At 63.3% G+C, this 26638-nt stretch carries 30 protein-coding genes and 1 pseudogene; 18 read left to right on the forward strand and 13 right to left on the reverse strand.

Annotated elements, in window-relative coordinates; all coding sequences use genetic code 11:
• Positions 1 to 3 precede the first annotated feature (3 nt).
• From EN859_RS09715 to EN859_RS09750, 8 genes are all read right to left on the reverse strand, one after another.
• A complete protein-coding gene (locus EN859_RS09715) occupies positions 4 to 564 on the reverse strand; it encodes a hypothetical protein (protein WP_348632918.1) in 561 nt (186 codons plus the stop codon).
• 292 nt (positions 565 to 856) lie between these two features.
• On the reverse strand, positions 857 to 1324 hold the full coding sequence (locus EN859_RS09720; RefSeq protein ID WP_348632919.1) for a hypothetical protein: 468 nt from the start codon (positions 1322 to 1324) through the stop codon (positions 857 to 859).
• A 212-nt stretch (positions 1325 to 1536) separates the two neighbouring features.
• Positions 1537 to 2565: a peptidoglycan -binding protein gene (locus tag EN859_RS09725; protein WP_127853130.1), complete on the reverse strand. Its 1029-nt coding sequence runs from the start codon at positions 2563 to 2565 to the stop codon at positions 1537 to 1539.
• Position 2566: 1 nt separating this feature from the next.
• Positions 2567 to 3592 carry a MotA/TolQ/ExbB proton channel family protein gene (locus tag EN859_RS09730; protein WP_127853131.1) on the reverse strand — a complete coding sequence of 342 codons (1026 nt, stop codon included), beginning with the start codon at positions 3590 to 3592 and terminating at the stop codon, positions 2567 to 2569.
• A gap of 104 nt (positions 3593 to 3696) precedes the next feature.
• Positions 3697 to 4389, reverse strand: a complete 693-nt coding sequence (locus tag EN859_RS09735) for a hemolysin III family protein (protein WP_127853132.1) — start codon at positions 4387 to 4389, stop codon at positions 3697 to 3699.
• Between the two features lie 97 nt (positions 4390 to 4486).
• On the reverse strand, positions 4487 to 5287 hold the full coding sequence (locus EN859_RS09740; RefSeq protein WP_127853133.1) for an inositol monophosphatase family protein: 801 nt from the start codon (positions 5285 to 5287) through the stop codon (positions 4487 to 4489).
• Between the two features lie 99 nt (positions 5288 to 5386).
• The gene (gene efp, locus EN859_RS09745; RefSeq protein ID WP_127853134.1) at positions 5387 to 5953 is read right to left on the reverse strand and encodes an elongation factor P; all 567 of its coding nucleotides are present in this window, start codon (positions 5951 to 5953) and stop codon (positions 5387 to 5389) included.
• A gap of 147 nt (positions 5954 to 6100) precedes the next feature.
• Positions 6101 to 6961, reverse strand: coding sequence for a LysR family transcriptional regulator (locus tag EN859_RS09750; RefSeq protein WP_127853135.1), 861 nt, complete (start codon positions 6959 to 6961; stop codon positions 6101 to 6103).
• A gap of 101 nt (positions 6962 to 7062) precedes the next feature.
• On the opposite strand from EN859_RS09750, the gene EN859_RS09755 reads away from it, so the two are divergent.
• Positions 7063 to 8079 carry an NAD(P)-dependent alcohol dehydrogenase gene (locus EN859_RS09755; protein WP_127853136.1) on the forward strand — a complete coding sequence of 339 codons (1017 nt, stop codon included), beginning with the start codon at positions 7063 to 7065 and terminating at the stop codon, positions 8077 to 8079.
• Positions 8080 to 8090: 11 nt separating this feature from the next.
• On the opposite strand, the gene EN859_RS09760 is transcribed toward EN859_RS09755, so the two are convergent.
• The 3 genes from EN859_RS09760 to EN859_RS09770 form a co-directional block, all read right to left on the reverse strand.
• Entirely contained in the window at positions 8091 to 9125 is a 1035-nt protein-coding gene (locus tag EN859_RS09760; protein ID WP_245525513.1) for a tetratricopeptide repeat protein, read from the reverse strand.
• 1 nt (position 9126) lies between these two features.
• The gene (locus EN859_RS09765) at positions 9127 to 9771 is read right to left on the reverse strand and encodes a thiamine phosphate synthase (protein WP_127853138.1); all 645 of its coding nucleotides are present in this window, start codon (positions 9769 to 9771) and stop codon (positions 9127 to 9129) included.
• 134 nt (positions 9772 to 9905) lie between these two features.
• Positions 9906 to 10811 carry a DMT family transporter gene (locus tag EN859_RS09770; protein ID WP_127853139.1) on the reverse strand — a complete coding sequence of 302 codons (906 nt, stop codon included), beginning with the start codon at positions 10809 to 10811 and terminating at the stop codon, positions 9906 to 9908.
• A gap of 134 nt (positions 10812 to 10945) precedes the next feature.
• Between EN859_RS09770 and EN859_RS09775 the strand changes: the two genes are divergently transcribed.
• Positions 10946 to 11380 carry an Lrp/AsnC family transcriptional regulator gene (locus tag EN859_RS09775; RefSeq protein WP_127853140.1) on the forward strand — a complete coding sequence of 145 codons (435 nt, stop codon included), beginning with the start codon at positions 10946 to 10948 and terminating at the stop codon, positions 11378 to 11380.
• Between the two features lie 3 nt (positions 11381 to 11383).
• On the opposite strand, the gene EN859_RS09780 is transcribed toward EN859_RS09775, so the two are convergent.
• Positions 11384 to 11842, reverse strand: coding sequence for a GNAT family N-acetyltransferase (locus tag EN859_RS09780; protein ID WP_127853141.1), 459 nt, complete (start codon positions 11840 to 11842; stop codon positions 11384 to 11386).
• Positions 11843 to 11998: 156 nt separating this feature from the next.
• Between EN859_RS09780 and EN859_RS09785 the strand changes: the two genes are divergently transcribed.
• Positions 11999 to 12769, forward strand: a complete 771-nt coding sequence (locus EN859_RS09785) for a sulfite exporter TauE/SafE family protein (protein ID WP_127853142.1) — start codon at positions 11999 to 12001, stop codon at positions 12767 to 12769.
• A gap of 53 nt (positions 12770 to 12822) precedes the next feature.
• Here EN859_RS09785 and EN859_RS09790 read toward each other — a convergent pair whose 3' ends face one another.
• Positions 12823 to 13374 carry a DUF2269 family protein gene (locus tag EN859_RS09790; protein ID WP_127853143.1) on the reverse strand — a complete coding sequence of 184 codons (552 nt, stop codon included), beginning with the start codon at positions 13372 to 13374 and terminating at the stop codon, positions 12823 to 12825.
• 601 nt (positions 13375 to 13975) lie between these two features.
• Here EN859_RS09790 and EN859_RS09795 point away from each other — a divergent pair.
• The 15 genes and pseudogenes from EN859_RS09795 to tilS all read left to right on the forward strand — a co-directional run bounded on the left by EN859_RS09795 (position 13976) and on the right by tilS (position 26558).
• Positions 13976 to 14506 carry a DUF1465 family protein gene (locus EN859_RS09795; protein WP_127853144.1) on the forward strand — a complete coding sequence of 177 codons (531 nt, stop codon included), beginning with the start codon at positions 13976 to 13978 and terminating at the stop codon, positions 14504 to 14506.
• Positions 14507 to 14580: 74 nt separating this feature from the next.
• On the forward strand, positions 14581 to 15090 hold the full coding sequence (gene ruvC, locus EN859_RS09800) for a crossover junction endodeoxyribonuclease RuvC (protein WP_127853145.1): 510 nt from the start codon (positions 14581 to 14583) through the stop codon (positions 15088 to 15090).
• 56 nt (positions 15091 to 15146) lie between these two features.
• Complete coding sequence (locus tag EN859_RS09805; RefSeq protein ID WP_127853146.1) at positions 15147 to 15416, forward strand: AbrB/MazE/SpoVT family DNA-binding domain-containing protein; 270 nt, start codon at positions 15147 to 15149, stop codon at positions 15414 to 15416.
• Positions 15394 to 15813: a type II toxin-antitoxin system VapC family toxin gene (locus tag EN859_RS09810; protein WP_127853147.1), complete on the forward strand. Its 420-nt coding sequence runs from the start codon at positions 15394 to 15396 to the stop codon at positions 15811 to 15813. The genes EN859_RS09805 and EN859_RS09810 overlap by 23 nt, the downstream gene beginning before the upstream one ends.
• A 10-nt stretch (positions 15814 to 15823) precedes the next feature.
• Entirely contained in the window at positions 15824 to 16444 is a 621-nt protein-coding gene (ruvA, locus tag EN859_RS09815; RefSeq protein ID WP_127853148.1) for a Holliday junction branch migration protein RuvA, read from the forward strand.
• Between the two features lie 43 nt (positions 16445 to 16487).
• On the forward strand, positions 16488 to 17525 hold the full coding sequence (gene ruvB / locus EN859_RS09820) for a Holliday junction branch migration DNA helicase RuvB (RefSeq protein ID WP_127853149.1): 1038 nt from the start codon (positions 16488 to 16490) through the stop codon (positions 17523 to 17525).
• A 127-nt stretch (positions 17526 to 17652) separates the two neighbouring features.
• Positions 17653 to 18562: pseudogene (locus EN859_RS09825) on the forward strand (metallophosphoesterase).
• A 203-nt stretch (positions 18563 to 18765) separates the two neighbouring features.
• Complete coding sequence (gene ybgC, locus EN859_RS09830; protein ID WP_127853151.1) at positions 18766 to 19239, forward strand: tol-pal system-associated acyl-CoA thioesterase; 474 nt, start codon at positions 18766 to 18768, stop codon at positions 19237 to 19239.
• Positions 19240 to 19555: 316 nt separating this feature from the next.
• On the forward strand, positions 19556 to 20266 hold the full coding sequence (gene tolQ, locus EN859_RS09835) for a protein TolQ (RefSeq protein ID WP_127853152.1): 711 nt from the start codon (positions 19556 to 19558) through the stop codon (positions 20264 to 20266).
• A gap of 10 nt (positions 20267 to 20276) precedes the next feature.
• Positions 20277 to 20729, forward strand: coding sequence for a protein TolR (tolR, locus tag EN859_RS09840; RefSeq protein ID WP_127853153.1), 453 nt, complete (start codon positions 20277 to 20279; stop codon positions 20727 to 20729).
• A 2-nt stretch (positions 20730 to 20731) separates the two neighbouring features.
• Complete coding sequence (locus EN859_RS09845) at positions 20732 to 21889, forward strand: hypothetical protein (RefSeq protein WP_127853154.1); 1158 nt, start codon at positions 20732 to 20734, stop codon at positions 21887 to 21889.
• A gap of 32 nt (positions 21890 to 21921) precedes the next feature.
• On the forward strand, positions 21922 to 23232 hold the full coding sequence (gene tolB / locus EN859_RS09850; RefSeq protein WP_127853155.1) for a Tol-Pal system beta propeller repeat protein TolB: 1311 nt from the start codon (positions 21922 to 21924) through the stop codon (positions 23230 to 23232).
• Between the two features lie 225 nt (positions 23233 to 23457).
• The gene (gene pal / locus EN859_RS09855) at positions 23458 to 23964 is read left to right on the forward strand and encodes a peptidoglycan-associated lipoprotein Pal (protein WP_127853156.1); all 507 of its coding nucleotides are present in this window, start codon (positions 23458 to 23460) and stop codon (positions 23962 to 23964) included.
• Positions 23965 to 24153: 189 nt separating this feature from the next.
• Positions 24154 to 25206 carry a tol-pal system protein YbgF gene (gene ybgF, locus EN859_RS09860; protein WP_127853157.1) on the forward strand — a complete coding sequence of 351 codons (1053 nt, stop codon included), beginning with the start codon at positions 24154 to 24156 and terminating at the stop codon, positions 25204 to 25206.
• Positions 25200 to 26558, forward strand: a complete 1359-nt coding sequence (gene tilS, locus EN859_RS09865; protein ID WP_127853158.1) for a tRNA lysidine(34) synthetase TilS — start codon at positions 25200 to 25202, stop codon at positions 26556 to 26558. The genes ybgF and tilS overlap by 7 nt, the downstream gene beginning before the upstream one ends.
• The last annotated feature ends 80 nt before the right edge of the window (positions 26559 to 26638 follow it).

Consider the following 26638-nt stretch of genomic DNA (forward strand, 5'->3'; position numbering starts at 1 on the left):
GGTCTACCTTCGGAAAGGCTCATGCGCGGACTCAAAGGTGCTACAGCCTCCGTTGCGCGTCACAAAAGGACGCGCGGCGCTGTCGTGAAAAAGACGCCCGCGGGGCAAAAGCCCCGAGGCGCCAGGCAGTCCCTTCTCGATATGATCAGCCGTTTGGATTTCCGCCATCGGTGTAGTCGCCGATGTTGAAGCCGTTGCCGGTGTCGAACAGCAGCGCTTGGTCGAGATTATCGAGCGGCGCAACAACTGGTATTGCGCGGCCGGTATCCTGCCATGATCGGTGGTAGCCACTCTTTCGGCGGGCTGGCTGATATGGGCTGCCCGCATGTGCAACCTTTGCGCCTCGGCCGGCGTGATCGTGTTCTCCTGCCTTGCGTCCGCGATGCCCTCGTCCACGCCCTGAATCTGATCGATCAAGCCTGTCACGCGCGGACCGGAGAAAACGGTCGGCGTCGCCTCGTCGAGGGCGCCTTTGTGATGTCCGGCGGCATAGGCGCCAGCGAACGGAACGGCGATGAGAAATGCGGTGAGGGTTGCAATGCTGAGAGTCTTGAAAGAGCGCACGCCGGCGTCTCCTTTACTGGGGAAGGCGACTCCGCCCTTCCGGCCGCGGGCGGTCCGGTTCCGTCGCGTCGCGATGAGGGAGGCATCGCCGGCGGTTCTCGGCCTTGCAACGGAAGCTAGGAGCGGGCCGCGGCAAAGTGTAATTAAAAAAGATAATCTTTTTCGGGCCTTGCCGGTCACGCCGGCGCCCTAGCTGGCGCCGTTTCGAGCGCGTGACCCTTTCCACACCGAAGGTCCGCGCGGTGCGGAAAGGATCATGCGCAAGATCAAAGTTTGGCGCTGTGGTGTGACTTCAGCCGTTTGGATGACTTGGGCCGTAGCCGTTTGGATAATATCCGCCATCGCCGCCGCTGCCGATTAGGAAGGTGCTGCCGGTGGCAGCCCGCAGCTTCTGGCTCACATCATCGAGCTGCTGCATCAACTGCTGATATTGCGTGGCCGGCATCGTTCCATCTCGCGCGGCCCTCTGGGCGTCCCGATTGAGTTGAGCGACCTGCGTGCGCAAGTCACGCGCCTCGTCGGGCTTGATCTTGTTCGCCTGCATCGCGGCCCGGATGCCCATATCAACGCTCTGTATCTGGTCGATCAAACCTGTCTCACGCGGGCCGTAGAAGGAGGTCGATGCGGCATAGGCGCCAGCAAACGGAACGATGACGAGAAGTGCGGCGAGTGTTGCAGTCCTGAGTGTCTTGGGAGTGAAAGAGCGCATGGCTGCGTCTCCTTTTACTGGTTTTACCGGGGAAGGCAGCGGCTGGATCACCGGCCCTCCGGCCGCGGGCCGTCCGGTTCCGTCGCGTCGCGATGGACCGCTCCACCGCCGGCGGTTCTCGGCCCTGGTAGCAAATTTAAGAGTGCATCGCGGCAAAGTGTAATTAAAAAAAGGTAATCTTTTCGGGCCTTGCCGGCTCGAATTGGCGCCCTAAATCCGGCCGCTTTGCCTCGTTGTTCGCCCTCGGGCCAGCCCGGTCTGGATCAGCGCTCGGTCAGCTTCAGCTCGATGCGGCGGTTCTTGTTACGCGCCTCTTCAGTGTCGGCGGCATCGAGCGGCTGGAATTCGCCGAAGCCGGCGGCAACCAGCCGGTTGGCCGGCACGCCGTTTTCGATCAGGAACTTCACCACCGAAGTCGAGCGCGCCGTCGACAGTTCCCAATTGTCACGGTAGCGGCCGGTGCCGGACAGCGGCTTGTTGTCGGTATGGCCGTCGACGCGCAGCACCCAATTGATCTCTGGCGGGATTTCCCTCTGCAATTCGATGATGGCGTCGGCAAGCTTCTTCATCTCGACCTTGCCGGCATCGTTGATCACTTCAGAGCCGGTCGGGAAAAGCACTTCCGACTGGAAGACGAAACGGTCGCCGACGATGCGGATGTTCTCGCGGTCGGCAAGAATCTCGCGCAGCCGGCCGAAGAAGTCCGACCGGTAGCGGTTCAGCTCCTGCACGCGTTGCGCCAGCGCAACGTTGAGGCGGCGGCCGAGATCGGCGATCTTGGTGTTGGATTCGCGGTCGCGCGCTTCGGATACGTTGAGCGCGTCCTCGAGCGCTCCGATCTGCTTGCGTAGCGCCGCGATCTGCTGGTTGAGGATTTCGACCTGGCTCAGCGCCTGCTGGCTGATCTGGCGCTGGTTGTCAAGTTCGCCGGAGAGTGCCGCGGCGCGCTGGTTGGCCGCATCGCCTGCGCCGGCGCCCTTGGCCAGCAATTGTTCGAGCCGGCTCTTTTCCGCCTCCGCCGCCGACAGCGATGCCTGCAGGTTGGCGAGCGAATCCTCCTTGTCCTGTGTCGTCGAGCGTTCCAGCGCCAGAAGTTGGGTCAATTCGTTGATTTGCGAATTGAGACGATTGAGCACCGTGTCCTTGCCGGAGATTTCGCGGCCGAGCAGGAACTGCGCCAGCACGAAGACCGTAAGCAGGAACATGATCGCCAGGAGCAGCGTCGACAGTGCGTCGACGAAGCCCGGCCAGTAGTCGATTCGGCGATCGGCGCGCCGCCTTGCCAGCGCCACCTCAGTGCACCTCAGGCTTCTTCAGCGCGTCGGCGATCTTTTCCAGCGTGCTGCGCATCGCCTTCTGCTCGTCGGACTGGGCCTCGACCCAGTCGCGCATAATCTGCTGTTCCGAGCGCATGTTCTTGACTAGGCCGGAAATGCCGTCGGCGAGATTGGCCATGGCGGTGGCGACGCGCGGATTGGAGCCGCCGCCATTCTCCTGCAGGCTGCGCAGCCTTTCCGACAGCAAACGGATCTCATCGGAAGGTTCGGCCCTTGCCGCATCGGAAACGACGATGTCGGACGACAGGTCGGTGACCGAGGACAGCCAGTTTTCGAGTTCGGTGTAGAAGCGGGTTTGGGCACGGCCGGCCTGCAGGTCGAGGAAGCCGAGCACCAGCGAGCCGGAGAGGCCGAACAGCGAGGACGAGAAGGCCGTGCCCATGCCGGCCAGCGGTGCCGAAAGTCCCTGCTTCAGCGAGTCGAGCACGGCGGCGGCATCGCCTGTGCCAGGGTCGAGCGCCTCGATGGTTTCGCGGATCGAACCGATCGTGTTGAGCAAGCCCCAGAACGTGCCGAGCAGGCCGAGGAACACCAGCAGGCCGACGAGGTAGCGCGAAGTGTCGCGGCTTTCGTCGAGGCGGGTGGCGATCGAATCGAGAATGGTGCGCATTGAACTTGTCGAGAAGGCCACCGTCGACGAGCGGCCGATCATCGCCTTCATCGGCGCCAGCAGCACCGGCTCGGTGGTTTCGGAGCCGGCCCGGAAGGAGTTGACCCAGCGCACTTCGCGAAACAGGCGCCCAACCTGGACGAAGGCCAGCAGGATGCCGACGGCCAGCACGCCGATGATCAGGCCATTGAGGCCCGGGTTGGTGGCGAAGGCGGTCGAGATCTGGCGGGTCAGGATGGCGGCAATGAAGGCGACGATCACCAGGAAGATCACCATGGTCAGGAGAAAGACCTGCGGGCTCGACAATTTGTGCGGATCGTAAATCAGAACGTCAGAGCGCCTGCCCATGCCGAAGGATTTGAGAAAAGCCATCCGTGCCCCGTTTCTGATGCCACCCGCCGATCACGTTTGACGGCGACTCTAAACGGAATTGTGACGAAATTGAATGGCGCTTGGCAATATTACGAACCCAACGCTCAGAGCCGGTTTATGACAAGACAGTCGACCATCGCGGCCAGATGCAGGCCGGCGCCAGTGACGACAAAACCGTGCCACACCGCGTTGTGGAAGCGCAGGCCCTTCCAGGCGAAGAAGATGACGCCGCAGGAATAGACGATGCCGCCGGCAACGATCAGTGCGATCGATGTCGTCGGCAATGTCTGGACGAGTGGTTTCACGAGGACGATGCCGCTCCAGCCGATGGCAAGGTAGAAGACGATCGCCAACCGGTCGAAGCGGCCGGGAAGAAGCACCTTTATGGCGATGCCGATCGCCGCCGCAGTCCAGACAAGAACGATCATCGAGACGGCTAGGGGCGAGCCGTGGAGCTGGGCGAGAAAGGGCGTGTAGGTCGCGGCGATCAGCAGATAGATCGCAGCATGGTCGAAACGCCTCAGGATCCACTTCGCCGGCGACGATACCGGCCACAGATTGTAGGCCAGCGATACCGACAGCACGGTGAGCAGCGAAACCACGTAGAAGGCGGCGGCAACATATTCGCCTGGACCGGCACGGAAGGCGGCCAGAGCCAGCAGAGCTGAGCCGGCGGCGATCGCCAGCACGATGCCCACAGCATGGACGATGCCGTCGGCAATCATCTCGGCGCGCGAATAGTGCCAGCGACCTATGAACGGGATTTCAATCTGGGATTCGGGCCGAGTGTCGGTCATGGATGGTCCTGCGTCGCTCTATCTGGGCGGACACCGGACAGTATTTCAAGCTTTGGTTGCGATTTTGCGACTGCGGCGCTTCAGCGCGGCGTGCCAATCAGCGCGCTGAGAGGGGCCTTTTCACGGTCTTCAGCAGTGCGCGCTGGATGATCTCGTTGCCGGCGATGACCGAACCGCCGTCCAGCATGCTCTGGCCGCCGTCGATGTCGGAGACGAAGCCACCCGCCTCGCGGATCAAAAGGATGCCAGCGGCGATGTCCCAGGCCGACAGACCGGTTTCCCAGAATCCGTCCATGCGGCCAGCGGCGACATAGGCAAGATCGAGCGAAGCGGAGCCGAGGCGGCGCACGCCCGAGACCTCGGCCATCACATTGCGCAGCTCGACCAGGAAATTGCCGTGCTGGCCGCGCCCGAGATGCGGCACGCCGCAACCGATCACGGCGTCGATCAGCTTGGTGCGGCCGGCGACCCGCAGCCGGCGGTCGTTCATGAAGGCGCCGCCGCCGCGCTCGGCCGTGTAGAGCTCGTCCATCGCCGGATTGTAGATGACACCGGCGACGATCTGGCCCTGGCGTTCCAGCGCAATGGAGATGGCAAAGAGCGGAATGCCGTGCAAGAAATTGGTGGTGCCGTCGAGCGGGTCGACGATCCAGCGGTGCTGACCGTCGTCGCCCTCGATCACGCCGCGCTCTTCCATTAGGAAGGCGTAACCCGGCCGCGCCTTCGACAGTTCGGCAAAGAGGATGTCCTCGGCCTTGCGATCGGCCTGGCTGACGTAGTCGCCCGGCCCCTTGATCGACACCTGCAGGTTCTGCACTTCGCCGAAGTCGCGCGACAGCGAGCGGCCGGCCTTCATGGCGGCCTGAACCATGACATTGAGGATCGCAGAACGCGCCATTGTGCTGAAACTCCGAAAACCTTGAGCGGGATCCGCCTCGCCTGTTTACTTTTCGCGCATGATCTTATCCGAAAGTCTGCGACTTTTCGGGATCATGCCCTAGTCGGCCCGACGCACGTAGGTGATTTCGTTGGTGTCGACGATGATGCGCTCGCCAGAGCCGATGAAGGGCGGTACCAGCACGCGGACGCCGTTTTCCAGCATCGCCGGCTTGTAGGACGAGGCCGCCGTCTGGCCCTTCACCACCGGGTCGGCCTCGGTGATGGTCAGCGTCACCTGGTCGGGCAGGGAAATGCCGATCGGCCTCTCGTCATAGAGCTGCACCGTCACCATCATGCCGTCCTGCAGGAAGGCGGCGCGGTCGCCGACGAAATCCTTGTTCAATTCGAGCTGCTCGTAGCTCTCGGTATCCATGAACACCAGCGCGTCGCCCTGTTCGTAGAGGAAGGAAAAGTCCTTCATCTCCAGCCTGATCTGCTCAACAGTTTCCGCCGAGCGGAAACGCTCGTTGAGCTTGGTGCCGTTGATCAGGTTCTTCAATTCGACCTGGTTGTAGGCGCCGCCCTTGCCGGGCTTGACCGTATTGGTCCTGACCGCCACCCAAAGGCCGCCGTCATGTTCGATGACGTTGCCGGGACGGATTTCGTTGCCGTTGATCTTGGCCATGATGATAGGATCCGGAATGAGATATTCGCCATGAAAGCGATTTGGCGCCTCCAAGACCACAAATCGCCAGGAGAGGCAAGGCGCGAGGCAAGGGAGCTGCCCGGATCCGACCACTGTGCAGTCTCGACAGAGCCCGCGCGGCGCCGTTTAATTTCGGTCATCAGCAAAAACCGCGCTGACGGCCGCAGCGATCTCGTCGGCGACTTTCGTCAACCGATGAAGGTGCGGCGAACGTAGAAAAACGACCTGCATCGAAAGATCAAAACCGTTTGCCTCAACGGGCACGATACCGTCCGGCATCCGTTGATGGATCAGCCGCATTGGCAACAGGCTGAGCCCGTATCCCATGCGAACCCACTCCATCTGCATGGCGGCATCCTGGATTTCCGCCGCCACCACCAACCGATGGCCGTTGCCCAGGGCGGCGACCAGCCGAAGGCGTGCGTCACAAGGCTTCGGGCTGAGAACCCAGGACGCAGCCGCGAGGTCCGGCAGCCGGCCGGCCTGGCTTCCTGCCACGACGCAAAGCCGTTCAGTTCCGATCACATTGCCGGTACCTTCGATGCGGCCTGCCTGAAGGGTCATGGCGACGTCGAGCTGCCCGCGATTGTGCTGTTCGACAAGCTCGGCGCTCCAACCGGTCGTCAGGCGCAGCGAAACTCTGGGAAAAAGCGCGACAGCCCTGGCAATGGCGCCTGCCATGTACTCGTCGGACAGGCCATGCGCCAGGCCAAGCCGAAGCACGCCTTCCGGTTCCGCGCGCCTTGCGAAGGATTTAAGCGCATCGACCGCGGCGAGAATGTCGCGGCCGCGCGCCAACACCTCGAGCCCGGCCCCGGTCAGCCGGGGCGGCTTCAGCCTTCGGTCGAGTAGTTCAGTGGCGAGCATCTCTTCCAGCCGCTGGATCTGGCGGGTGACGGCGGGCTGCGTCAATGGCAGGCGCCGCGCCACCTTCTGGATCGATCCCTCCTCGGCGAAAAGGGCAAGCGTTCTCAGTTCCTCAAGCATGGGCAGCCAACATGTTTCAGAAGCATAATCATGCTGAACATTATGAATTTGAAATCTGAGACATGGCAAGCGATTTTCCTTTCGACAGGAAAGGAACGACAATGAGAGCGATCGAATTGCAAACTCCCGGCGGGGTCGACAACCTTAGAATGGTCGAGCGGCCAATGCCCGAACCCGGGCGCCAGGAGATGATTGTCAGGGTCAAGGCCACGGCGCTCAACTACCGTGATGTTGAGATCGTCCGTGGCAGCTACCACACGGCGTTCCCGCTGCCGCTGGTGCCGCTTTCGGACGGCGTCGGCGAAGTCGTTGCCATCGGCGCGGAGGTCAGCCGGTTCAAGGTCGGCGACCGGGTCTGCGGTGCGTTCTGGCAGCGCTGGGTCGGTGGCGGTTTCGCCATGGCCGAGCCGTCTTACCAGCGCGGCGGCCCGATCGACGGGCTGCTCAGCGAATTTACCCGGCTCGACGAACAGGCGGCTGTGTTGGCGCCGGCCATTCTGAGCGATGTCGAGGCGGCGACACTGCCCTGCGCCGCTGTCACGGCGTGGCATGCGCTATTCACGGAAGGCAGTCTGAAACCCGGCGAAACCGTGCTTTGTCTCGGCACGGGCAGCGTTTCGCTGTTTGCGGTGCAGTTCGCTGCCGCGGCAGGAGCGCGCGTCATCGTGACATCGAGCAGCGACGAGAAGCTTGCGATGGCAAAACAAGTTGGCGCGCATGACGGCGTGAATTATCGCACCGATATCGACTGGGCGTCGGGCGTGCTGGCGCTGACCGATGGCCGTGGCGCCGACCATATCATCGAGGTCGGAGGGCCGCAGAGTTTCGCGCAGTCGCTGAAGGCTGCGGCGCGTGGCGCCCAGATCAACGTCATCGGCTATCTTGGCGGCAGCGATGGCGCCATCAATCCGCTCGATATTTTCCGCCGTCAGGTCAAGGCGCGAGGCATACCGGTAGGCTCACGCGAATCCTTCGAGGCAATGAACCGCGCCATTGCCGTCAATCGGTTGAGGCCGGTGATCGACCGGGTCTTGCCGTGGAGCCAGGCCGCCGAAGCTTTCCGGTATCTCGATCATGGCTCGCCCTTCGGCAAAGTCGTTCTCGACCACACTCTATGAGTCCCGGCGCGTTACGGCAGGCGGTTCGCTTTCTGCAGCGCCTGCTTCGTCTGGTCGTCGGTCAGGCCTTGCAGGAAATCATCCATCTGCTGATCGATGAGTCCGGCACGGCGGGCGACGATGTACCAGGCGCCGGCGAGGACCGGGTCCGGTTCGGTGCCGATGCCTTCCATATAGAGCTTGGCGAGGCGATTCTGGGCGGCGATATTGCCGCCCTCGGCCGACTGCTTCATCCAGCCAAAGCCGGATTTCAGGTCGCGGGTGCCGCCGCGCCCCTCGATCATCCACGTGGCAAGATCGATCTGTGCGGTGTCGTAATTCTGCCTTGCGGCCTGTGCCAGCAGGCTGCGGGCCCGGGGGTCGTCGCGCGGCTTGCCGCCGGCGCCATTGGCATAGATCTGCGCCATTGCGTACTGCGCGTCGGCAAGGCCAGTCGCGGCGGCGCGATCATAGTAGGAGACGGCCTTTGCAAAGCCGGTGTTGCCCGGGTCCTGCTGGACCAGCAACTGCGCGAAATTGAACTGCGCCAGACGGTTGCCGGCCTCGGCGGCGGCCTGCATCAGCGCATAGGCCTCCTTCTCGTCCTTCTTGACGTAGCGGCCGTCGAGCAGCATCAGCGCATACTGGAATTGCGATTCCGGTATGCCCTGCTCTGCGGCAAGCGCGTACCATTTGGCCGCCTCCGCCGCGTTGAGTGGCACGCCGAGACCGCGCGACAATATCTCGGCCACCAGTGTCTGCGCCGCCGGATCGCCGTTCTGTGCACGGACCAGCGCGAGGTTGTAGGCCGTCTTATAGAGCCCGCGCTGAAAGGCGCCATAGGCGGCGTCCGACGGCTTGGCGCCGAAGCGGTCCGGATTGATCGCATCGGCGGACGGCAGCGGCGCCGTGGTGGCGGGTTGCGGCAGCGGCGTGTCGTTCGGCTGGCCGGTGTGCATGCCGATATCCGGTTTGGGCTGCGGCAGCGGAACGGTCTCCGCGGCAGCGGCGGCTTGAATGACGAAGGCTGTGAGGAAAGCCGTGAGGGGAAACACCGGCGAGGGCACGTCAGTCCTCGAAACGCGGTGCGGTTTCGTCGAGCAGCGCATTGGCTTTGGCGATCGCTGCCTTCGGATCAACGCCGTCGGCGAAGACGGCGCTGGACAGCGCCACGAATTCGGCGCCGGTGGCGGCCACCGCTTCGACAGAGGCGATGTCGGACCCGGCCATGACGATGCAAGGAATCTGGATAACATCCGCCCACCATTTTCCGAGCGACAGGTTGCGGGGATGCGGCTCCGGCTTGTTGTCGTAGCCGAAACGGCCGAAGAAGATGTAGTCGGGCCGCAGCTCGCCGAGTTCCAGCGCATCGTCGCGGGTCTTGGCGCCGCCGGTGCCGACCATCATTTTGGCCTGGAAGCGTTCGATCGCCTCGGCGAGCTCGTCCTTGCCGACCTCGACATGGATGCCGTCGGCCTGGACACGGCCGGCAATGCGGGTGTCGCCGGCGATGACGACGGCGATGCCGGCCGCTTGCGCCGCCGGCACGATCTGTTCGGCAAAGGCCTGGAAGGAGGCCTCGTCCATGCCGTTTTCGGGCAGGATGAGCGAGGCGACGTCGCCGCCTTCGAATGCCGCCGCAATGCGCTCGGCCGGCACATCTGGCGGCGCGATCAGCACGACACGGCAGCGATTGAGCGGTGCTTCGTTCATTGGTTTCGATCCCGGGTTTCGCCTATGCCGGGCGAAGATGGTTGCATTGCGGCATAGAGCAAAGCGCCCGCCTTGAACAGGCGGGCGGGCAGGATCATTGGTGCACGATCATCATCGGGCGGGAGCGCTGTTCCTCACTTGATGGCTTGCGGGCTCTCGGCAGGCATCTTCGACTTCCACAGCGTCCAACCGAGGTTCATGCCGGCAGCGGCAACCAGGATGGCGGCGGCGCCGACGATCTGCGCCGGATGCAGCCGATGGCCAAAGGCCAACACATCGACCAGGATGGCGACTACGGGATAGATGAAGGACAGAGAGCCCTGCAGATGCGTCGGCAGCGTCTGGATGGCACCATACATCAGGATGTACATCAGACCGGTGTGGACGACGCCGAGTGTTGCCAGCATGCACCAGTTCCACGCATCGGTGGGAAGGTGGGAAAGATTGGCGAACGGCGCCAGCATGACGACCCCGACGCAGACCTGGATCAAGGCGATCAGGTGCGGCGGCGTGCCTTTGAGCTTCTTGGTGATGATGGCCGCGACGGCCCAGAAGAAAGCCGCGCCAAGCGCCATCGCGATGCCGGTGAAATAGTCGGTGCCGATGGTGCCTGCATCGGGCGCCGCCTGCACGATCAGCAGCATGCCGGCGAAGGCGATGCCAAGCCAGGCCAGCTTGGTCATGGTCAGCCGCTCGGAGAAGAAGAGTGCGCCGAAGCCGACCAGCATGAATGGCTGCGTGTTGTAGACGGCTGTGGCGATCGAGATCGAGGCACGGGAAAATGCGCCGAACAACAACAGCCAGTTGATGACGATGGCCGCGCCGCCAAGAGCAGCGACCGCGACGATGCGAAGCGATAGCCTGCCACGCAGCAGCCCCATGGCCGCGCAGATGATTAGCAGCGTTATCGCACCGAAGGCGCAGCGCCAGAACACCACGTCCATGACGGGCTGTCCTGACATGACGACGAACCAGCCGATCGTGCCCAGGATCGCCATTGCGGCCGTCATTTCGATCGTGCCGCGTACCGTATTGTCCATGGATTCTACCTCTCGAAACGCTGAGGGCGGATAATCACATGCGGCAGTAACGCTTTCCATGATTTGTTAAAGGTGATATGCTGTCAATGCCTAATTAAATGAGGCTTGCACCGCTTTTCTCTTGGGAATGTTAAATGCTGGACGATTTGGACCGAAGGCTTCTCGAAATCCTGACCAGGGATTCGCGTACCTCATTGAAGGACCTGGCTCAGCAGGTCGGGCTGTCGTCGCCGAGTGTCTCGGAACGGCTTCGGCGTCTCGAGGATCGTGGCGTCATTCGGGCGTTCACCATCGAGATCGACCCGCAGGCGCTCGGCTACCCTCTGCAGGCCATCGTTCGCATCCGGCCGTTGCCGGGCAAGCTGCATATCGTCCAGAAGCTGATCGAGGAGATCCCGGAGTTTGGCGAATGCGACAAGGTGACGGGCGATGACTGCTTTGTCGCCCGACTGTTCGTGCGCTCGATCGGCGAGCTCGACCAGATTCTCGACCGCGTCGCCGACAAGGCGGAAACGAGCACCGCCATCATCAAGGCGCAGCCGATCCGAAGGCGCCCGCCGCCGCTCTAGAATTTACAGCTCCAGTTTATAGCCGATATGGCTGGCCTTGAAGCCGAGCCGGTCATAGAAGCGATGCGCGTCCAAACGGCTCTTGTCGGTCGTCAACTGAACGACCTTGCAGCCGCGCAAGCGGCACTCGTCGATTGCCCACGCCAGCAGGCGCTGTCCAAACCCCGCCCTTTGCCGATCTGCGGCGACACGAACGGCTTCAATCTGGCCGCGCATGGCCCCCTGTCTCGAGAGCCCGACAAGAAAGCTGATCTGAAGTGTGCCTATGACACGTCCGTCCTCCGTCATGACCGCGAGAATCTGGTTGGGATCGGCGTCAACAGCCGCGAATGCGTCCCGATAGCTTTCGGCAATCGGTGCCCTCGCGTGCTCCCGGTTGCGGCCTAACGGATCGTCCGCGAGCATCGCGATGATGGCCGGAAGATCGGTTTCCTGTGCGCGTCGGAATTTGATTTCACTCATCCGGGGCTCTTATGCATGGACCGCTCCGCCACTGCAAATCTGGAAAGATTTGGCTTGCGGACATTGACTGGCGGCTTTGGCTCTTTTTTATCGCGGTGCAGAAATTTCTGGGCTATTCCAGTCGCCACGCCTTTCCCTCCAGCCTCCTTTCCTTCCATGTCAGGCCTTCTCCTCGATCCGTGGTTCTATGCCGCCGCCATTCCAGCCGTCATCCTGGTCGGTCTGTCCAAGGGCGGCTTCGGCGGTGCGGTCGGCTTCGTCGGTGTGCCGCTGATGGCGCTGACCATGCCACCGGTGCAGGCCGCTGCCATCCTGCTACCGATCCTGTGCCTGATGGACATCGTCTCGGTATGGACCTGGTGGGGCGTCTACGACCGCAAGATGCTTGCCGACATGATGCCGGGGGCGGTGATCGGCATCGGTCTCGGCTGGCTGACGGCGGCGCTGGTGACGCAGGAGATGGTGCGGCTGATCGTCGGCGCCGTCGCCATCATTTTCGTGCTGCGCTGGGTCTATCTGCAGATGCGGCACGGGGCAAACCACTCGGCCGAACCCAACCGCGCGGCTGCCGCCATCTGGGGGACGGTCGCTGGCTTCACCAGCTTCGTCGCCCATGTCGGCGGACCGCCCTTCCAGGTCTATGCGCTGCCGATCCGGCTCGATCCGAAGGTGCTGTCGGGCACCGCAGCAATCTTCTTTGCCGCCACCAACGCGCTGAAGCTGATCCCCTATTTTGCCCTGGGGCAGTTCGACACCACCAATTTGGTCGCGTCGGCGGTGCTAATACCGCTGGCACCGCTGTCGACGATCGCCGGCGCCTGGCTGGTGCGGCGGATGCGGCCGGAGATCTTTTACCCGTTCACCTACGCGACCGTGGCGGTTGTCGCTGTGAAGCTGTTGTGGGATGGCATCGCAGGCCTTCTGTAGCCGGTGGCGGCGGCTCTGTTTCGGCCGCCGCCAATGCTCGTTCATCTACTCGTTTATGCATGGGCCGGCGACAGCCGTCGCGCTCCGCCGAGCGCCATGGCGACGCCGGCCGCCAGCACCATCACCATGCCGCCAAGAATGGCGGTGTCGTTCAGCGTCGGCTTCAGCGCCATGTCCGCGACCACGACCAGCATCACCGCATAGTCGATCTTGCCGAAGGCGAGCATGCGCCGCGCAAGATGCATGGCGGCCGGGCTGACGCCCTCTTTCTCGATGAGAGCGAGCATCTTGTCGGCGGTTGGCTTGAACACGAATGTGCCGGTCAGAAAGGCCGCCGCAAAGCCGCAGAGGCCGATGACGATCCACAGGTTGGAAAAGCCGACCCAGAACCAGGCCATCACCAGGCCGAAAAGCAGTGTCAGGATCGACATCGGCGCGAACAGCTTGTTGCCCAGCTGGGCCACGGTCCGCATGATGAACATGACGTTTTCACGGTCGTCGGCGCGGTCTGCGAGTACGCCGAGCAACATCAGCGTGAAGCCGCCACCAACCCAGACGGTGGCCGAAACGATGTGCAGAAACTTGACGGTCGAGTACCAGTCCATGGTTTTCTCCTTGGGTATCTTGATGATTGCGGGCGGCGCCGGGATGCTTCGCCTCGTTTCGAGGAGCGGGCCTTTAACGTGGCGCCTGTTTCGGAACGATGTCGCGTGGAAACCGGTTTGTTTCGAACTGCCCGATCGCTGTCGGGAGGGCGGTTCAGCGACGGTGCAAGCGTGCCGTTTCCGGCCGACGACGATCAGTGGGATGGGCTTGTTTATCGAGCCCTATTCCTCTGAAAGCCCGGATCAGCTGTGCTGTTACGGCACAGAGGGGCGGCGCTCGATCAAAAAATATCTGCGCCGTTAAGGCTTCATTAAGCTTTACGGGCGTTTACTATGTGCATCCAGTTGATCTGGATTCTTACCGAGTGGTTGGAGCCACTTTGTTTGACGCCTCCCTGTTAAACTCCTGAGAGCCGCCTTATCCGCGGCTCTTTTTTTGTTCGCTGCGGGCTCGTTCAGCACCGCTGCCGACGTTAACCGTTCGTTAAACATGTGCTTGCCTTCGCCAGCGACGAAGCGCATTTTCAAGCTTCAGTTGTTTAGGGTGCCGGGCGTGACGGCGATATGCCGAATCGGCCGGCGGCAGTGCAGGGGCGTAGCGATGAACGAGCCTTCGAGGGGAAGCGCGAAAACCATCAAGCTGGCGGAACGCCGGGTTTTCTCCCAGTCCTTCAAGCCGCTTTACCAGGAAGGTATGGGGCTGGTCGAGCAGGCAGCCGAATATCTCGACGGCAAGGGCCGGGCCGAGGCCAAGAAACTGTCCAGATTGGCGGCGACGCTTTACGCGGCCGAGTCGATGCGGCTGACCACAAGGCTGATGCAGGTCGCGTCCTGGCTGCTTTTGCAGCGGGCGGCGAATTCCGGCGAGATGACGCGCGACCAGGTCGCTTCCGAAAAATCCAAGGTGCGTCTCGACACCGCGTCCGCCCATGACGAAGCGGCTGGCTGGAACGAACTGCCCAAGGATTTCATCGACCTCGTCACCCGCTCGTTGCGCCTGCAGGCGCTGGTGCGTCGTATGGACGAGGAAATCTACGGCAGCGGCATGGTCGACACGGCGCTCGCAGGCCGTCGCGCCAATCCGGTTTCCGACCAGATCAGCCTGCTCAACACGGCTTTCGCCCGCGGCTGAGGCCGTGCTGCAACTCGTTTCTGATTTGTTCACATTTCGCTGGCATCGCCATTCGCCAAGGGTAGACTTGGCGAATGGGGGAAACGATTCGCATCATCGGCATTGATCCGGGACTCAGGCGCACCGGCTGGGGCATCGTCGAGAGCCATGGAAATTCGCTGCGCTTCGTTGCCTCCGGCACCGTGCGTTCCGACGACGAGGCGGCGTTGGCGGTGCGTCTGTGCCAGTTGCATGACGGGCTTGCAGAAATCCTGCATGCCGCCATGCCGCGCGAGGCCGCGGTCGAACAGACCTTCGTCAACAAGGACGCGGCGGCAACGCTGAAGCTCGGCCAGGCGCGCGGCATCGCCATGCTGGTGCCGGCACGTGCCGGGCTGGTCGTTGCCGAATATGCGCCCAATGCCGTCAAGAAGGCAGTGATCGGCGTCGGCCATGGCGACAAGAAGCAGATCCACATGATGGTCAAGGTACTGATGCCGAAGGCGACGTTCGACACCGACGACGCCGCCGATGCGCTGGCCATCGCCATCTGCCACGCGCATCACCGGCAGAGTGTCGCCTACAGGATGGCGGTTGCCGGTTAGATATGTTCTTGACTTGTTCTCTCCTGGGGCATAAGTAATACCGACGAGGTATTACCATGCGCGTGACAACCAAAGGACAGGTGACCATCCCGAAGGAAATACGGGACCATCTGGGTATTGGCCCGGGTTCCGAAGTTGAATTTGTCGCTACCGATGAAGGCGCTCGCGTCATCCCGGTCAACGAGAACATTACCGAAGCTGAGGCTTCGCGCAGGTTCAGCCAAGTGCTCGATCGCATGGCCGGCACGCTGGATTTGGGAGGCATGACCACGGACGAATATATCGAGTGGCTGAGGGGCACCCGTGAAGATCTCGACATTGATTGACACAAATGTGCTGATCGACGTCTGGGGTCCTGCCGGACGGGAGACGAAGTGGTCGGCATCAGCGCTCGTCGCATGCCATCGCGATGGCGCGTTGGTCATCAATACAATCGTCTGGTCCGAACTGGCACCGCTGATAACGACCGAGGCGGCACTTCGCAGAGCGGTTGATACGCTCAAGATCGATCGCCAATTCCTGCCATGGGAAGCGGCATTCCTGGCCGGTGTTGTCCATTCCCGATATCGTCGCGCCGGGGGACTTCGCGAACGGACCCTGCCCGATTTCTTCATTGGAGCCCACGCAGTCGTTGCCGGACATCGTCTGCTGACGCGCGATGCCGCGCGCTACCGCAACTACTTTCCGGATCTCGATATCATTTCTCCTGAAACCCATCCCTGAAGGCTCGGGCATGATCGGCAAACTCAAGGGCACGCTGGACGAGATCGACGAGGATTTCTGTCTCGTCGACGTGCACGGCGTCGGCTATGTCGCCCATTGCTCGGCGCGCACGCTGGCGGCGTTGCCGGCGCCGGGCGAGGCGGTGGTGCTGTTCATTGAGACCTATGTGCGCGAGGACATGCTGCGGCTCTACGGATTCCAGTCGGTGCTGGAGCGCGAGTGGTTCCGGCTGCTGATGAACAATGTGCAGGGCGTCGGCGCCAAGGTGGCGCTGGCGATCCTGTCGACGCTGGCGCCGGCCGACCTCGCCAATGCCATCGCGCTGCGCGACATCGCCATGGTTTCGCGTGCGCCCGGCGTCGGCAAGAAGGTGGCCGAGCGCATCGTCACCGAATTGAGGAACAAGGCGCCAGCCTATGCGGGCGCTGCCTCCGGCACCATCGGCCTGAAGCAGGAACTCGGCGAAGGCGTAGCGCCGGCGCCGATCACTGATGCCGTCTCGGCGCTGGTCAATCTCGGCTATTCGCGCGACATCGCCGCCAATGCGGTGGCGGCGGCGCTGAAGACGGCCGGCGAGGGCGCGGATGCCTCCAAGCTGATCCGCTTCGGGCTGAAGGAGTTGGCGCGGTGAGACATCGCTTGTCCCGTTCGCCGCCCTGTGCAAGGAAGGCGACATGAGCCTTTCGCCCCGCCTGATTGCTCCCGACAAGCGCGGCGAGGACGCCGAGCAGACGCTGCGGCCGCAAACGCTCGACGACTTTGTCGGCCAAGCGGCGGTGCGGGCCAATCTCAAGGTCTTCGTCGAGGCCGCCAAGGGACGCAGCGAGGCGCTCGACCATGTGCTGTTTGTCGGACCGCCCGGCCTCGGCAAGACGACCCTGGCGCAGATCATGGCGCGCGAGCTTGGCGTCAATTTCCGTTCGACCTCCGGTCCGGTGATCGCCAAGGCCGGCGACCTTGCGGCGCTGCTCACCAATCTCGAAGACCGCGATGTGCTGTTCATCGACGAGATCCATCGGCTCAACCCGGCGGTGGAGGAAATCCTCTATCCGGCGATGGAGGATTTCCAGCTCGACCTGATCATCGGCGAAGGGCCGGCGGCGCGTTCGGTCAAGATCGACCTTGCCCGCTTCACCCTCGTCGCCGCCACCACGCGGCTCGGCCTCTTGACCAACCCGCTGCGCGACCGCTTCGGCATTCCGGTACGGCTCAATTTCTACTCGGTCGAGGAACTGGAGCAGATCGTGCGCCGCGGCGCCCGCATCCTTGCAACGCCGCTCGGCGATGACGGCGCGCTGGAGATCGCGCGCCGCGCCCGCGGCACGCCACGCATCGCCGGCCGGCTGTTGCGCCGCGTGCGCGATTTTGCATCCGTGGCCGGTAATGGGCATGTCGATCGCCTGATCGCCGACGAGGCGCTGACACGGCTCGAGGTCGACGCGCTCGGCCTCGATGCGCTCGACCGCCGCTATCTGTCGATGATCGCCCGGAATTTCGGCGGCGGGCCGGTCGGCATCGAGACCATCGCGGCCGGGCTTTCGGAGCCGCGCGACGCCATCGAGGACATCATCGAGCCGTATCTGATCCAGCAGGGGTTCATCCAGCGCACACCGCGCGGCCGCGTGCTGAGCGCCAATGCCTGGCGCCATCTCGGCCTCGACGCGCCGAAGGACCTGGCGCAGCAGCAGATCAGCCTGTTCCAGGAAGAGTAGTTTTCGCTGCAGGCCTCCGCTCCTGCGCAAAATCTCCTCATCCTGGTCGACTTGCCAGCGCATTTGCGGATTTTAACGCTTTGCGCTGTGGGGCGGTCGATCCCCACCAACTTGCTGGGGCCGGCCGATGATAACCAGACGTGCGCTTGATCGGCGGCTCATTGCTGTCGGCCGTCTCATTCAGCGCCTATGCGGTTGGCGTCGAGCCAATGGCGTTGACGCATGTGAAGCACTATTCATTGACACCGCCACATTGGGCGGCCGGGTTGCGGCTGCGCATTGTCGCGCTTGCCGACATCCATGCCTGCCGGCCATGGATGACGCCGGAGCGGATCGGTGCGCTTGTCGAGCAGGCGAACGCATTGCAGCCGGATCTGACCGTCCTGCTTGGCGATTATACCGCCGGGACACGCCTGGTGTCAGACTGGGTGAATGCGTCGGACTGGGCGTCAGCCCTGTCCGGGCTGAAGGCGCCGCTCGGCGTGTGGTCGATCCTCGGCAATCATGACTGGTGGGAGGATCTTGCCGCGCAGCAGGCCGAGGGCGGGCCGACGGTGGCGCGAACAGCGCTCGAGAGTGTCGGCATCCCGGTGTGGGAGAATGATGTCGTGCGCCTGGAAAAAGACGGGCACGGCTTCTGGCTCGCCGGACTTGCCGACCAGTTGGCATTGCGACCTGGCAAAGCCTGGGGCCGCACCGGGTTCAGGGGACTGGATGATCTCAACGGCACGCTGACGAAGGTGAGCGACCATTCGCCTGTCATCCTGCTCGCGCATGAGCCGGACATATTCCCTGAGGTACCGTGGCGGGTTTCGCTGACCCTGTCCGGCCACACCCATGGCGGACAGGCGCGGCTGTTCGGCTATTCACCGGTCGTGCCGTCCCGGTTCGGCAACCGTTTTGCTTATGGCCACGTCGTCGAGCACGACCGCAACCTGATCATTTCCGGCGGGCTCGGTTTCAGCATCGTGCCGGTGCGCTTCGGCGTTCGCCCGGAAATCCTGTCGATCGATCTTGGCCTCAATGAAGTGACCTGATCCCGTGCTTGACATCAGGCTCGGCCTCGTCGCCGTCGAAAGCGCGACGATGCCGAAGGCTTGGCCGGTCAGCGCCAGAGCGGCCAGCACAGGCAGTGCTGCCATCAAGGTCTTGATCATCGCCGTCAACAGTGCCATCGGGTTCATGCGCTGGTGGTTCAGGAAAAAACAGGTCCCCGGGCAGGCCCGAAAAGGAAAGCGCAATGGACGATCACGGTGAATCGGCGACGCTGTCCGCAGGGCTTTCTGGCGCGCTGACGGATTTCGGCCACCGGCTGATGGCGCGTGTCTACTATGCCGACACCGATTTCTCCGGCGTCGTCTACCACGCGCGCTATCTCGAATTCTTCGAGCGCGGCCGTTCCGATTACCTGCGACTTGCCGGCGTCCACCACACTGAGCTTGCCGACGGCGCGCATGGCGAAAGAATAGTCTGGGTGGTGCGACGCATGGAGATCGACTTCCGCGCGCCCGCCCGCATGGATGACATCCTGACCATCGACACGCGCACGGAGGATATCTCCGGCGCCCGCATCTTCATGGCGCAGCAGTTGAAGCGCGGCAGCGAGGTGCTGGTCGAGGCGCGGGTCGAGGCGGCTATCATCGGCGGTAATGGCCGGCCAAGACGCTTCCCGAAGGAGTGGGTGGCAGCCTTCATGCCCAAGGCGCGCGCCTGAAATTTCCTGACGCCGGCGATCGCGGACCCCGTGGCTCGCTCTGCCATGCCGGCGAAATGACGTGTGCCCGGTGGCAGGGTGGGGGCGCGGCAATGCGCCGCGCCATCTATCCTAACCCATCCTTAACCATAACGGTTCATGAAGAGATTGGTGAAGATTGGAGGAATCCAGCGCCTTCCTTTCACCAATATTTGCCCTGAAAAGGCCGCGAACGGCGCATTTTTGGGGTTATTCCGGAAGCTTTGAGCGAACGGACCACGAGGGATGCCCATGGGCCAGCCGCCAGCCATGCCCGGAAAATCTTAAGGACGTTACCATGGAAAATATCGCACTCGCCGAACCGGGCGCGCACTTGTCGATTTGGGCACTGTTCATACAAGCCAGCTGGGTGGTCAAGCTGGTCATGATCGGGCTGCTCTGCGCCTCGATCTGGACATGGGCGATCATCGTCGACAAGCTCGTCGCCTATGCCCGCATGCGGCTGGCGCTCAACCGCTTCGAACAGGTGTTCTGGTCGGGACAGTCGCTGGAAGAGCTCTACCGCACGCTCGCCGACCGCAAGACCACCGGCATGGGGGCGATCTTCGTTGCCGCCATGCGCGAATGGAAGAAGAGCTTCGAGAAGGGCGCGAAATCGCCGCTCGGCCTGCAGACCCGCATCGACAAGGCGATGGACCTGGCGCTGACCCGCGAGATGGAGCGGCTGGAAGGGCGCCTCGGCTTTCTGGCCACCACCGGGTCAGCGGCGCCGTTCATCGGCCTGTTCGGCACCGTGATCGGCATCATGACCTCGTTCCAGGCGATCGCCGCCTCGAAGAACACCAGCCTGTCGGTGGTCGCACCCGGCATCGCCGAGGCGCTACTGGCGACGGCCATCGGCCTGCTCGCCGCCATTCCCGCCGTCATCGCCTACAACAAGCTGTCATCCGATGCGAACAAGATCGGCGTGCGGATGGAGGGGTTCGCCGACGAGTTCTCCGCCATACTCTCGCGCCAAATCGATGAAAAAGTCGCACAGAAGGCCTGAGGAGTAACGCATGGGTATGTCCGTAGGCATAGCGGGGCGCGGCGGGCGCGGCCACAGGCGGCGCGGCCGCCATCACGGCCTGATGTCGGAGATCAACGTCACGCCGATGGTCGACGTGATGCTGGTGCTTTTGATCATCTTCATGGTCGCGGCGCCGCTGTTGACGGTCGGCGTGCCGATCGACCTGCCGGATACGCAGGCCAAGGCGATGAACGCCGACACGCAGCCGATCACCGTCTCCATCAACGCCGCCGGCCAGATCTATCTCCAGGAGACCGAAATCCCGGTCGAGGAGCTGGTGGCGAAACTGCAGGCAATTTCGAAGACCGGTTACGACGAGCGCATTTTCATACGCGGTGACAAGGCCACCGACTATGGCACGGCGATGAAGGTGATGGCCCGTATCTCGGCCGCCGGTTACAAGAATATCGGCCTCGTCTCGCTGCAGGAACAGGATCAATAGAGTTGAGAACCGGCCTCACCACATCGGTGATTCTGCATGCGGCGGTGATATCCTTCGGGCTGTTCACGCTGTCATCGCCGGCCGCGCTGCCCGCATCCGATGTCGAGGCGCTGCCGATCGCCATCGTGCCGATGGAAGCCATGACGCAGATCCAGCAAGGCGACAAGAAGGCGGTGCTCCACGAGAAGCCGGCGCCGGTTCCGACCCAGCGCCCGGATATCGTCCCCGATGCGCAGAAGATCGGTGAGAACAGCGTCGATACCGACAAGCCGGTGACGCCGGAAGCCAAGCCGAAGCCGGTCGATCTGGCCGCGGCGCCGCCGCCCGCACCGACGCCCATCGAGAAGCCGAAGACCGAGGACGTGCCGAAGCCGAAGGAGGAGCCGAAACCAATCCCGGCGACGGAAGTGGCGCCGACGCCGCAGCCGAAGGAAGAGGTGAAACCCGAGCCGGTCAAGCAGGCGAACCCCAAGCCGACGCCGGCCAAGGAGCCGACGCCTGCGCCGCCGCAGGACAAGACCGCCGCTATCCAGCCGCAGCCCGAGATCAAGCCCGATGCGGTCGCCGAAGCAATAGAAAAAGAGCAGCCCACCGATGCGGCGCAGCTTCCGGATTCGGCGCCCACGCCGGAAGCCCGGCCAAAGCCGCAGCCGGCCCAGGCCGAAAGCGCCAAGGCGCCGGAGCGCAAGGACGCCGACAAGCCGGTCAAGGAAGCCTCGTCGAGGCCGAAGTCTGAAGACAAGCAGTTCAATGCCGACGAGATTTCCGCCCTGCTCGACAAGCAGAAGCCGTCCGGCGGCGGCGCCAAGCGCTCGACCCAGCAGGCGTCGCTGGGCGGTGACAAAACGACCGGAAGCAAGCTCAGCCAGAGCGAAACGGACTCACTACGCGGCCAGGTGCAGCGTTGCTGGAACATTCCAGCCGGCGCCGCAGACGCAGGAAATCTCAAGGTCTCGGTCAAGTTCAAGCTTGACCAATCCGGTGCTCTCGTAGGCCCGGTCGACATCATTTCGGGCGGCGGTTCAGACGGTGTCCAGCGCGCTGCTGCCGAGTCCGCTCGTCGCGCCGTTGCGCGCTGCTCGCCCTACACCCTTCCTGCCGACAAGTATGACGCCTGGGCGGACGTCATCGTCAATTTCGATCCGAGCGAGATGTTCTGAGGAACTGTCGCGCACGACCAAGAGGATACCTAATGAAGAGATTTTTCGCGACGCTGCTGATGATCGGCACGGTTGCCATCGGCTTGAGCGGGCTCGCCACGCTGCCGGCAAAGGCGCTGGTCGAGATCGACGTGAACAAGGGCAATATTGAGCCGCTGCCGATCGCCATCACCGATTTCCAGGGCGGCGATGCGCTGGGCGCGGAGATCTCCGGCATCGTCAGTGCCGACCTGAAACGCTCGGGCCTGTTCGCGCCAATCGACAAGAGCGCCTTCATCGAAAAGATCTCCAATCCGGACGCCTCACCACGCTTCGACGACTGGAAGGTGATCAATGCGCAGGCATTGGTGACCGGCAGCGTCGGCAAGGAAGCCGACGGCCGCATTCGTGCCCAATACCGGCTGTGGGACACTTTTGCCGGCCAGCAGCTTTCCGGCGAGCAGTTCTTCGCCAATGACGCCAACACAAGGCGCGTCGCCCATATCATCGCCGACGCCATCTATGAGCGGCTGACCGGCGAGAAAGGCTATTTCGACACGCGCGTCGTCTTCATCGACGAATCGGGCGCCAAGAACGCGCGCAAGAAGCGCCTGGCCATCATGGACCAGGACGGCGCCAACGTCCGCTACCTCTCGGACGGCCGGGCGATCGTGCTGACGCCGCGTTTCTCGCCGAACCGCCAGGAAATCACCTACATGTCCTACGAGAGCGGCCAGCCGAAGGTCTATCTCCTGCAGATCGAAACCGGCCAGCGCGAACTGGTCGGCAACTTTCCCGGCATGACCTTTGCGCCGCGCTTTTCGCCCGACGGCCAGAAGGTGATCATGAGCCTGCTGCGCGACGACGGCAATTCCAACATCTTCGCCATGCATCTGCGAAGCCGCGCAACGACCAGGCTGACCAATTCGGCCGCAATCGACACCTCGCCGTCCTATTCGCCGGACGGCAGCAAGGTGGTGTTCACCTCCGACCGCGGCGGCCGTGCGCAGATCTATGTGATGGGCGCCGACGGCTCGGGCCAGACCCGCATCTCCTTCGGCGACGGCGTCTATTCGACGCCGGTGTGGTCTCCGCGCGGCGACCTCATCGCCTTCACCAAGCAGACCGGCGGCGAGTTCCAGATCGGCGTCATGCGCACCGACGGTTCGGGCGAGCGCATCCTTTCGACAGGCTTCCAGCAGGAGGGGCCGACCTGGGCGCCGAACGGCCGCGTGCTGATGTTCTTTCGTGATTCCAACGGCGGACCTAAACTCGTATCGGTCGATCTTACCGGCCGCAACGAACAGCCGATTCCAACGGCGAACTTCGCTTCGGACCCGGCCTGGTCGCCGCTGCTCGAGTAGCGTGGCAACGATGCCGGAAAATGCGCTTTTTCGGCCGGCTTTTCGCGCCTTGGTCGCGTTTTGGCCGCATTTTCGCCTACGGTCCGCACACATTGTGAACCTCGGGTAAACGGCTGCGGACGGCAGCTGAAACCAAATTTTAACCATGTTTCTTGAATGCCGGTTAACGCAAACGTGGTTACTGGGTGATCAACGAAATCACTCGAAATGCGAAGGAGAGGCGGCATGGGTCGTATCGCAGCACTTACCAGAAACCCGGTGATGATCGCGCTGGTGGCGTCGCTCGCCATCGCCGGTTGCGCTTCGAAAAAGACCCCGAACAGCGCCGCCGATCTCGGCCTTAGCGGTGCCGGAGCGGCAACGCCCGGGTCGGCACAGGACTTCACCGTCAACATCGGCGACCGCATCTTCTTCGACACGGACTCATCCGCGATCCGCGCCGACGCGCAGACGACGCTTTCGCGCCAGGCGCAGTGGCTTAACCAGTACAAGCAATATGCGATCGTCGTCGAGGGCCATGCCGACGAGCGCGGCACGCGCGAATACAATCTTGCGCTCGGTGCCCGCCGCGCCGCCGCCACCCGCGACTTCCTTATCGCAAAAGGTGTTTCCGCCCAGCGCCTGAAGACCATTTCCTACGGCAAGGAGCGTCCGGTCGCGGTCTGCGACGATATCTCCTGCTGGTCGCAGAATCGCCGCGCCGTCACCACGCTCGGCGGTGCCGGTTCCTGATCGGCAGAAATACAACACTTCGACGCGAAAGGCGGCCTCATGGCCGCCTTTTTCATATGCTGTCCTTTGAGTGCTGTCCTTCGAAACAAAATTTGGCCGAAGTCTCGCGTCCTGCTAAAAGCCGAGGGCGCTTGATCCCACTCCGGCAGGAAGGGCGTAACAGGCTAACGATTTCACGGCGAGAGGCACATGCATTTCAGATCAGTCTTGAGCGGCACGCTTGCGTTGCTGCTCCTATCAAGCGGCGCCGTCCTGGCAGGCGGTACCGGGCAACCAGCAGAAAGCGGCTTTTCCTTCCATCTGCCGACGCTCGGCATTTTCGGCGAGAAGAAGAAGCCAGAGCAGGTGCGGGTCGCGCAGCAGTCGGACGGCACCACCGCCACCGGGCTGGAGGAACAGCTTCGGCAGATGAACGGCAAGATCGAGGAGCTCAACTTCCAGGTTCTGCAGATGCAGGAGCAGATCCGCAAGCAGCAGGAAGATAACGAGTTCCGCTTCCAGCAACTGGAAGGCGGTTCGCAGGGCGGACAGCAGCCGGCCGAACAGAAGAAGTCGGACGCCAGCACAAATACCGACAGCAGCGTTGCCGAGGTGCCGGCGAGGCAAGCGCCGGCCAACGCGGGCACGCCGCCGGCCAGCGGCCAGGAGGTCATCGTCGAATCGCCAACGGGCGATCCCGGCAGGGTGGTGCCTGGCACGCCGCCCAAGACATTCGGCACCATCACCGTAGATAAGAACGGCAATGTGGTTGAGGCCGACGGCAACACCCAGGCGACGGCACCGGCACAAGACACGGCGCCGGCCACCGCCAAGACCAGCAAATCCGATGGCACGGTGGTCGCGGCACTGCCCGCCACCAACGATCCGGAAGAGCTTTACCGCAATTCCTACCAGTTCATCCTGTCGGGCGACTACAGCACCGCCGAACAGGGCTTTCGCGACCACATCGCCCGCTTCCCCAAGGATGCCAAGGCGGCGGACGCGCATTACTGGCTGGGTGAGTCGCTGCTTGGCCAGCAGAAATACCGCGACGCGGCCGAGACCTTCCTCGCTGCCAGCAAGGACTACCCGAAGGCCAAGAAGGCCCCCGACATGCTGCTGAAGCTCGGCGTGTCGCTGGTCGGATTGAAGCAGCGCGATGTAGCCTGTGCCACCTTCAGCGAGATCGGCAAGCGCTATCCCGACATTTCCGGCGCGCTCAAGGAACGCGTCAAGCAGGAAAGGGCGCTCGCGGCGTGCTGACGCTCGACACCAAGCCTGACCTTCCGGAACGCCTTTTTTCGCAGATCGACTTTACCAACGGCGCTGTTGCAGCCGTGTCCGGCGGCAGCGACTCGACCGCCCTTCTCCTTCTCCTCAAAGACCATCTCGATCGTACCGCACCTGCTGCGAAGCTATTGGCGGTGACGGTCGATCACGGTTTGCGACCGAGCTCGGCTGCGGAAGCGCGAGCCGTTGCCGGGCTTTGCGCGGGACGCGGCATTACGCACCGCATCCTTGCCTGGTCCGGCCCAAAGCCGTCGACCGGCCTGCCCGCCGCCGCACGCGAGGCGCGCTACGGGCTGCTGGCCAAGGCTGCGCGAGCCGAAGGCATTGGCCTGATCCTGACCGGCCATACTGCCGACGATCAGGCGGAAACGGTGCTGATGCGGCAGGCCCGCGATGAGGGCCGAGGCCTTGCCGGCATGGCGCTGGCCACCCTTTACGAATGGCGGACCTGGATCGTCAGACCGCTGCTCGGCATGCGGCGTGCGGCGCTGCGCAATTTCCTGCAGCGCGAAAACGTCGGCTGGGCCGAGGACCCGACCAATGTCGATGAGCATTTCGAGCGGCCGCGCATCCGTGCGATGCTTGCCGGCGAAGGCGGCGTGCCGCGTTTTGCCGAGGCAATTACCTTGGCCGGGCGGGCTGCTAAGGAGCGCGAACTGCTGGGACACCGCGCGGCTGCATTGGTGCGCAGCTTCGCCAGCAGGCCAGCCACTGGTCTCGTTCGCCTCGATCGCGAGTTTGCGACATCGGGCGACGACCGGGCTGCGGTCTACGCACTGCGCATCCTGCTGGCGGCCACTGGCGGCATTTCCTTCTTGCCCGACGAGGCGTGCAGCGAAGCGCTGTTCGTCCGTCTGAAGGGTGGGCCACTTTGCGCTACATTGTCGCGGACGGTAATCGACGCGCGGCGCGCCGGCATCTTCCTGCGCCGCGAATTTCGCAACCTGCCCCCCGCTCAGCCGGCGGCAGGCACCGCCCTCTGGGACGGCCGCCGGCGGATCACATTGGGCGACAAATCCCGTGCATTGTTGATCGCGCCACTCGGTTCGGCTGCGGCCGCCAAGCGAGCAATTGCCGAAGACGGCACGCCGCCAAGCCTTGTCCGTGCCGCTTTGGCGGCTGAACCGGCGCTATGGCGCGGGGACGAATGCCTCGGTTTGCCGCAGGAGACCCAGGCGTCGGCGGCGCTCGCCGCCTGCCCGGTCGTTGCACCCTTCGCCCGCTTCCTGCCGTCCTTCGACCTGGCGCCGGCCGATGCTGTCGCCAGGCTGGTCGGCGCACTGCCTGCACCAGCCCTGCCTTTCGGCGGCCACAGTGCTGGCTAATGGTGGTCGAAAGCTTAACCGAGACGTGCTGTTATGCTTGGCAAGGGGAGGCGCCCTCCCTATGTTAGGCCTAAGCTTCT

Origin of the sequence: Mesorhizobium sp. M00.F.Ca.ET.216.01.1.1, assembly GCF_004010325.2 — a bacterium.
GTDB lineage: Bacteria > Pseudomonadota > Alphaproteobacteria > Rhizobiales > Rhizobiaceae > Mesorhizobium.

Excerpts from the sequence above, each read along its gene's own strand:
- EN859_RS09730 (WP_127853131.1), bottom strand. The coding sequence starts at position 3,592 with ATGGCTTTTCTCAAATCCTTCGGCATGGGCAGGCGCTCTGACGTTCTG.
- EN859_RS09735 (WP_127853132.1), bottom strand. The coding sequence starts at position 4,389 with ATGACCGACACTCGGCCCGAATCCCAGATTGAAATCCCGTTCATAGGT.
- EN859_RS09740 (WP_127853133.1), bottom strand. The coding sequence starts at position 5,287 with ATGGCGCGTTCTGCGATCCTCAATGTCATGGTTCAGGCCGCCATGAAG.
- efp (WP_127853134.1), bottom strand. The coding sequence starts at position 5,953 with ATGGCCAAGATCAACGGCAACGAAATCCGTCCCGGCAACGTCATCGAA.
- EN859_RS09750 (WP_127853135.1), bottom strand. The coding sequence starts at position 6,961 with ATGCTTGAGGAACTGAGAACGCTTGCCCTTTTCGCCGAGGAGGGATCG.
- EN859_RS09755 (WP_127853136.1), top strand. The coding sequence starts at position 7,063 with ATGAGAGCGATCGAATTGCAAACTCCCGGCGGGGTCGACAACCTTAGA.
- EN859_RS09765 (WP_127853138.1), bottom strand. The coding sequence starts at position 9,771 with ATGAACGAAGCACCGCTCAATCGCTGCCGTGTCGTGCTGATCGCGCCG.
- EN859_RS09770 (WP_127853139.1), bottom strand. The coding sequence starts at position 10,811 with ATGGACAATACGGTACGCGGCACGATCGAAATGACGGCCGCAATGGCG.
- EN859_RS09775 (WP_127853140.1), top strand. The coding sequence starts at position 10,946 with ATGCTGGACGATTTGGACCGAAGGCTTCTCGAAATCCTGACCAGGGAT.
- EN859_RS09780 (WP_127853141.1), bottom strand. The coding sequence starts at position 11,842 with ATGAGTGAAATCAAATTCCGACGCGCACAGGAAACCGATCTTCCGGCC.
- EN859_RS09785 (WP_127853142.1), top strand. The coding sequence starts at position 11,999 with ATGTCAGGCCTTCTCCTCGATCCGTGGTTCTATGCCGCCGCCATTCCA.
- EN859_RS09790 (WP_127853143.1), bottom strand. The coding sequence starts at position 13,374 with ATGGACTGGTACTCGACCGTCAAGTTTCTGCACATCGTTTCGGCCACC.
- EN859_RS09795 (WP_127853144.1), top strand. The coding sequence starts at position 13,976 with ATGAACGAGCCTTCGAGGGGAAGCGCGAAAACCATCAAGCTGGCGGAA.
- ruvC (WP_127853145.1), top strand. The coding sequence starts at position 14,581 with ATGGGGGAAACGATTCGCATCATCGGCATTGATCCGGGACTCAGGCGC.
- EN859_RS09805 (WP_127853146.1), top strand. The coding sequence starts at position 15,147 with ATGCGCGTGACAACCAAAGGACAGGTGACCATCCCGAAGGAAATACGG.
- ruvA (WP_127853148.1), top strand. The coding sequence starts at position 15,824 with ATGATCGGCAAACTCAAGGGCACGCTGGACGAGATCGACGAGGATTTC.
- ruvB (WP_127853149.1), top strand. The coding sequence starts at position 16,488 with ATGAGCCTTTCGCCCCGCCTGATTGCTCCCGACAAGCGCGGCGAGGAC.
- ybgC (WP_127853151.1), top strand. The coding sequence starts at position 18,766 with ATGGACGATCACGGTGAATCGGCGACGCTGTCCGCAGGGCTTTCTGGC.
- tolQ (WP_127853152.1), top strand. The coding sequence starts at position 19,556 with ATGGAAAATATCGCACTCGCCGAACCGGGCGCGCACTTGTCGATTTGG.
- tolR (WP_127853153.1), top strand. The coding sequence starts at position 20,277 with ATGGGTATGTCCGTAGGCATAGCGGGGCGCGGCGGGCGCGGCCACAGG.
- tolB (WP_127853155.1), top strand. The coding sequence starts at position 21,922 with ATGAAGAGATTTTTCGCGACGCTGCTGATGATCGGCACGGTTGCCATC.
- pal (WP_127853156.1), top strand. The coding sequence starts at position 23,458 with ATGGGTCGTATCGCAGCACTTACCAGAAACCCGGTGATGATCGCGCTG.
- ybgF (WP_127853157.1), top strand. The coding sequence starts at position 24,154 with ATGCATTTCAGATCAGTCTTGAGCGGCACGCTTGCGTTGCTGCTCCTA.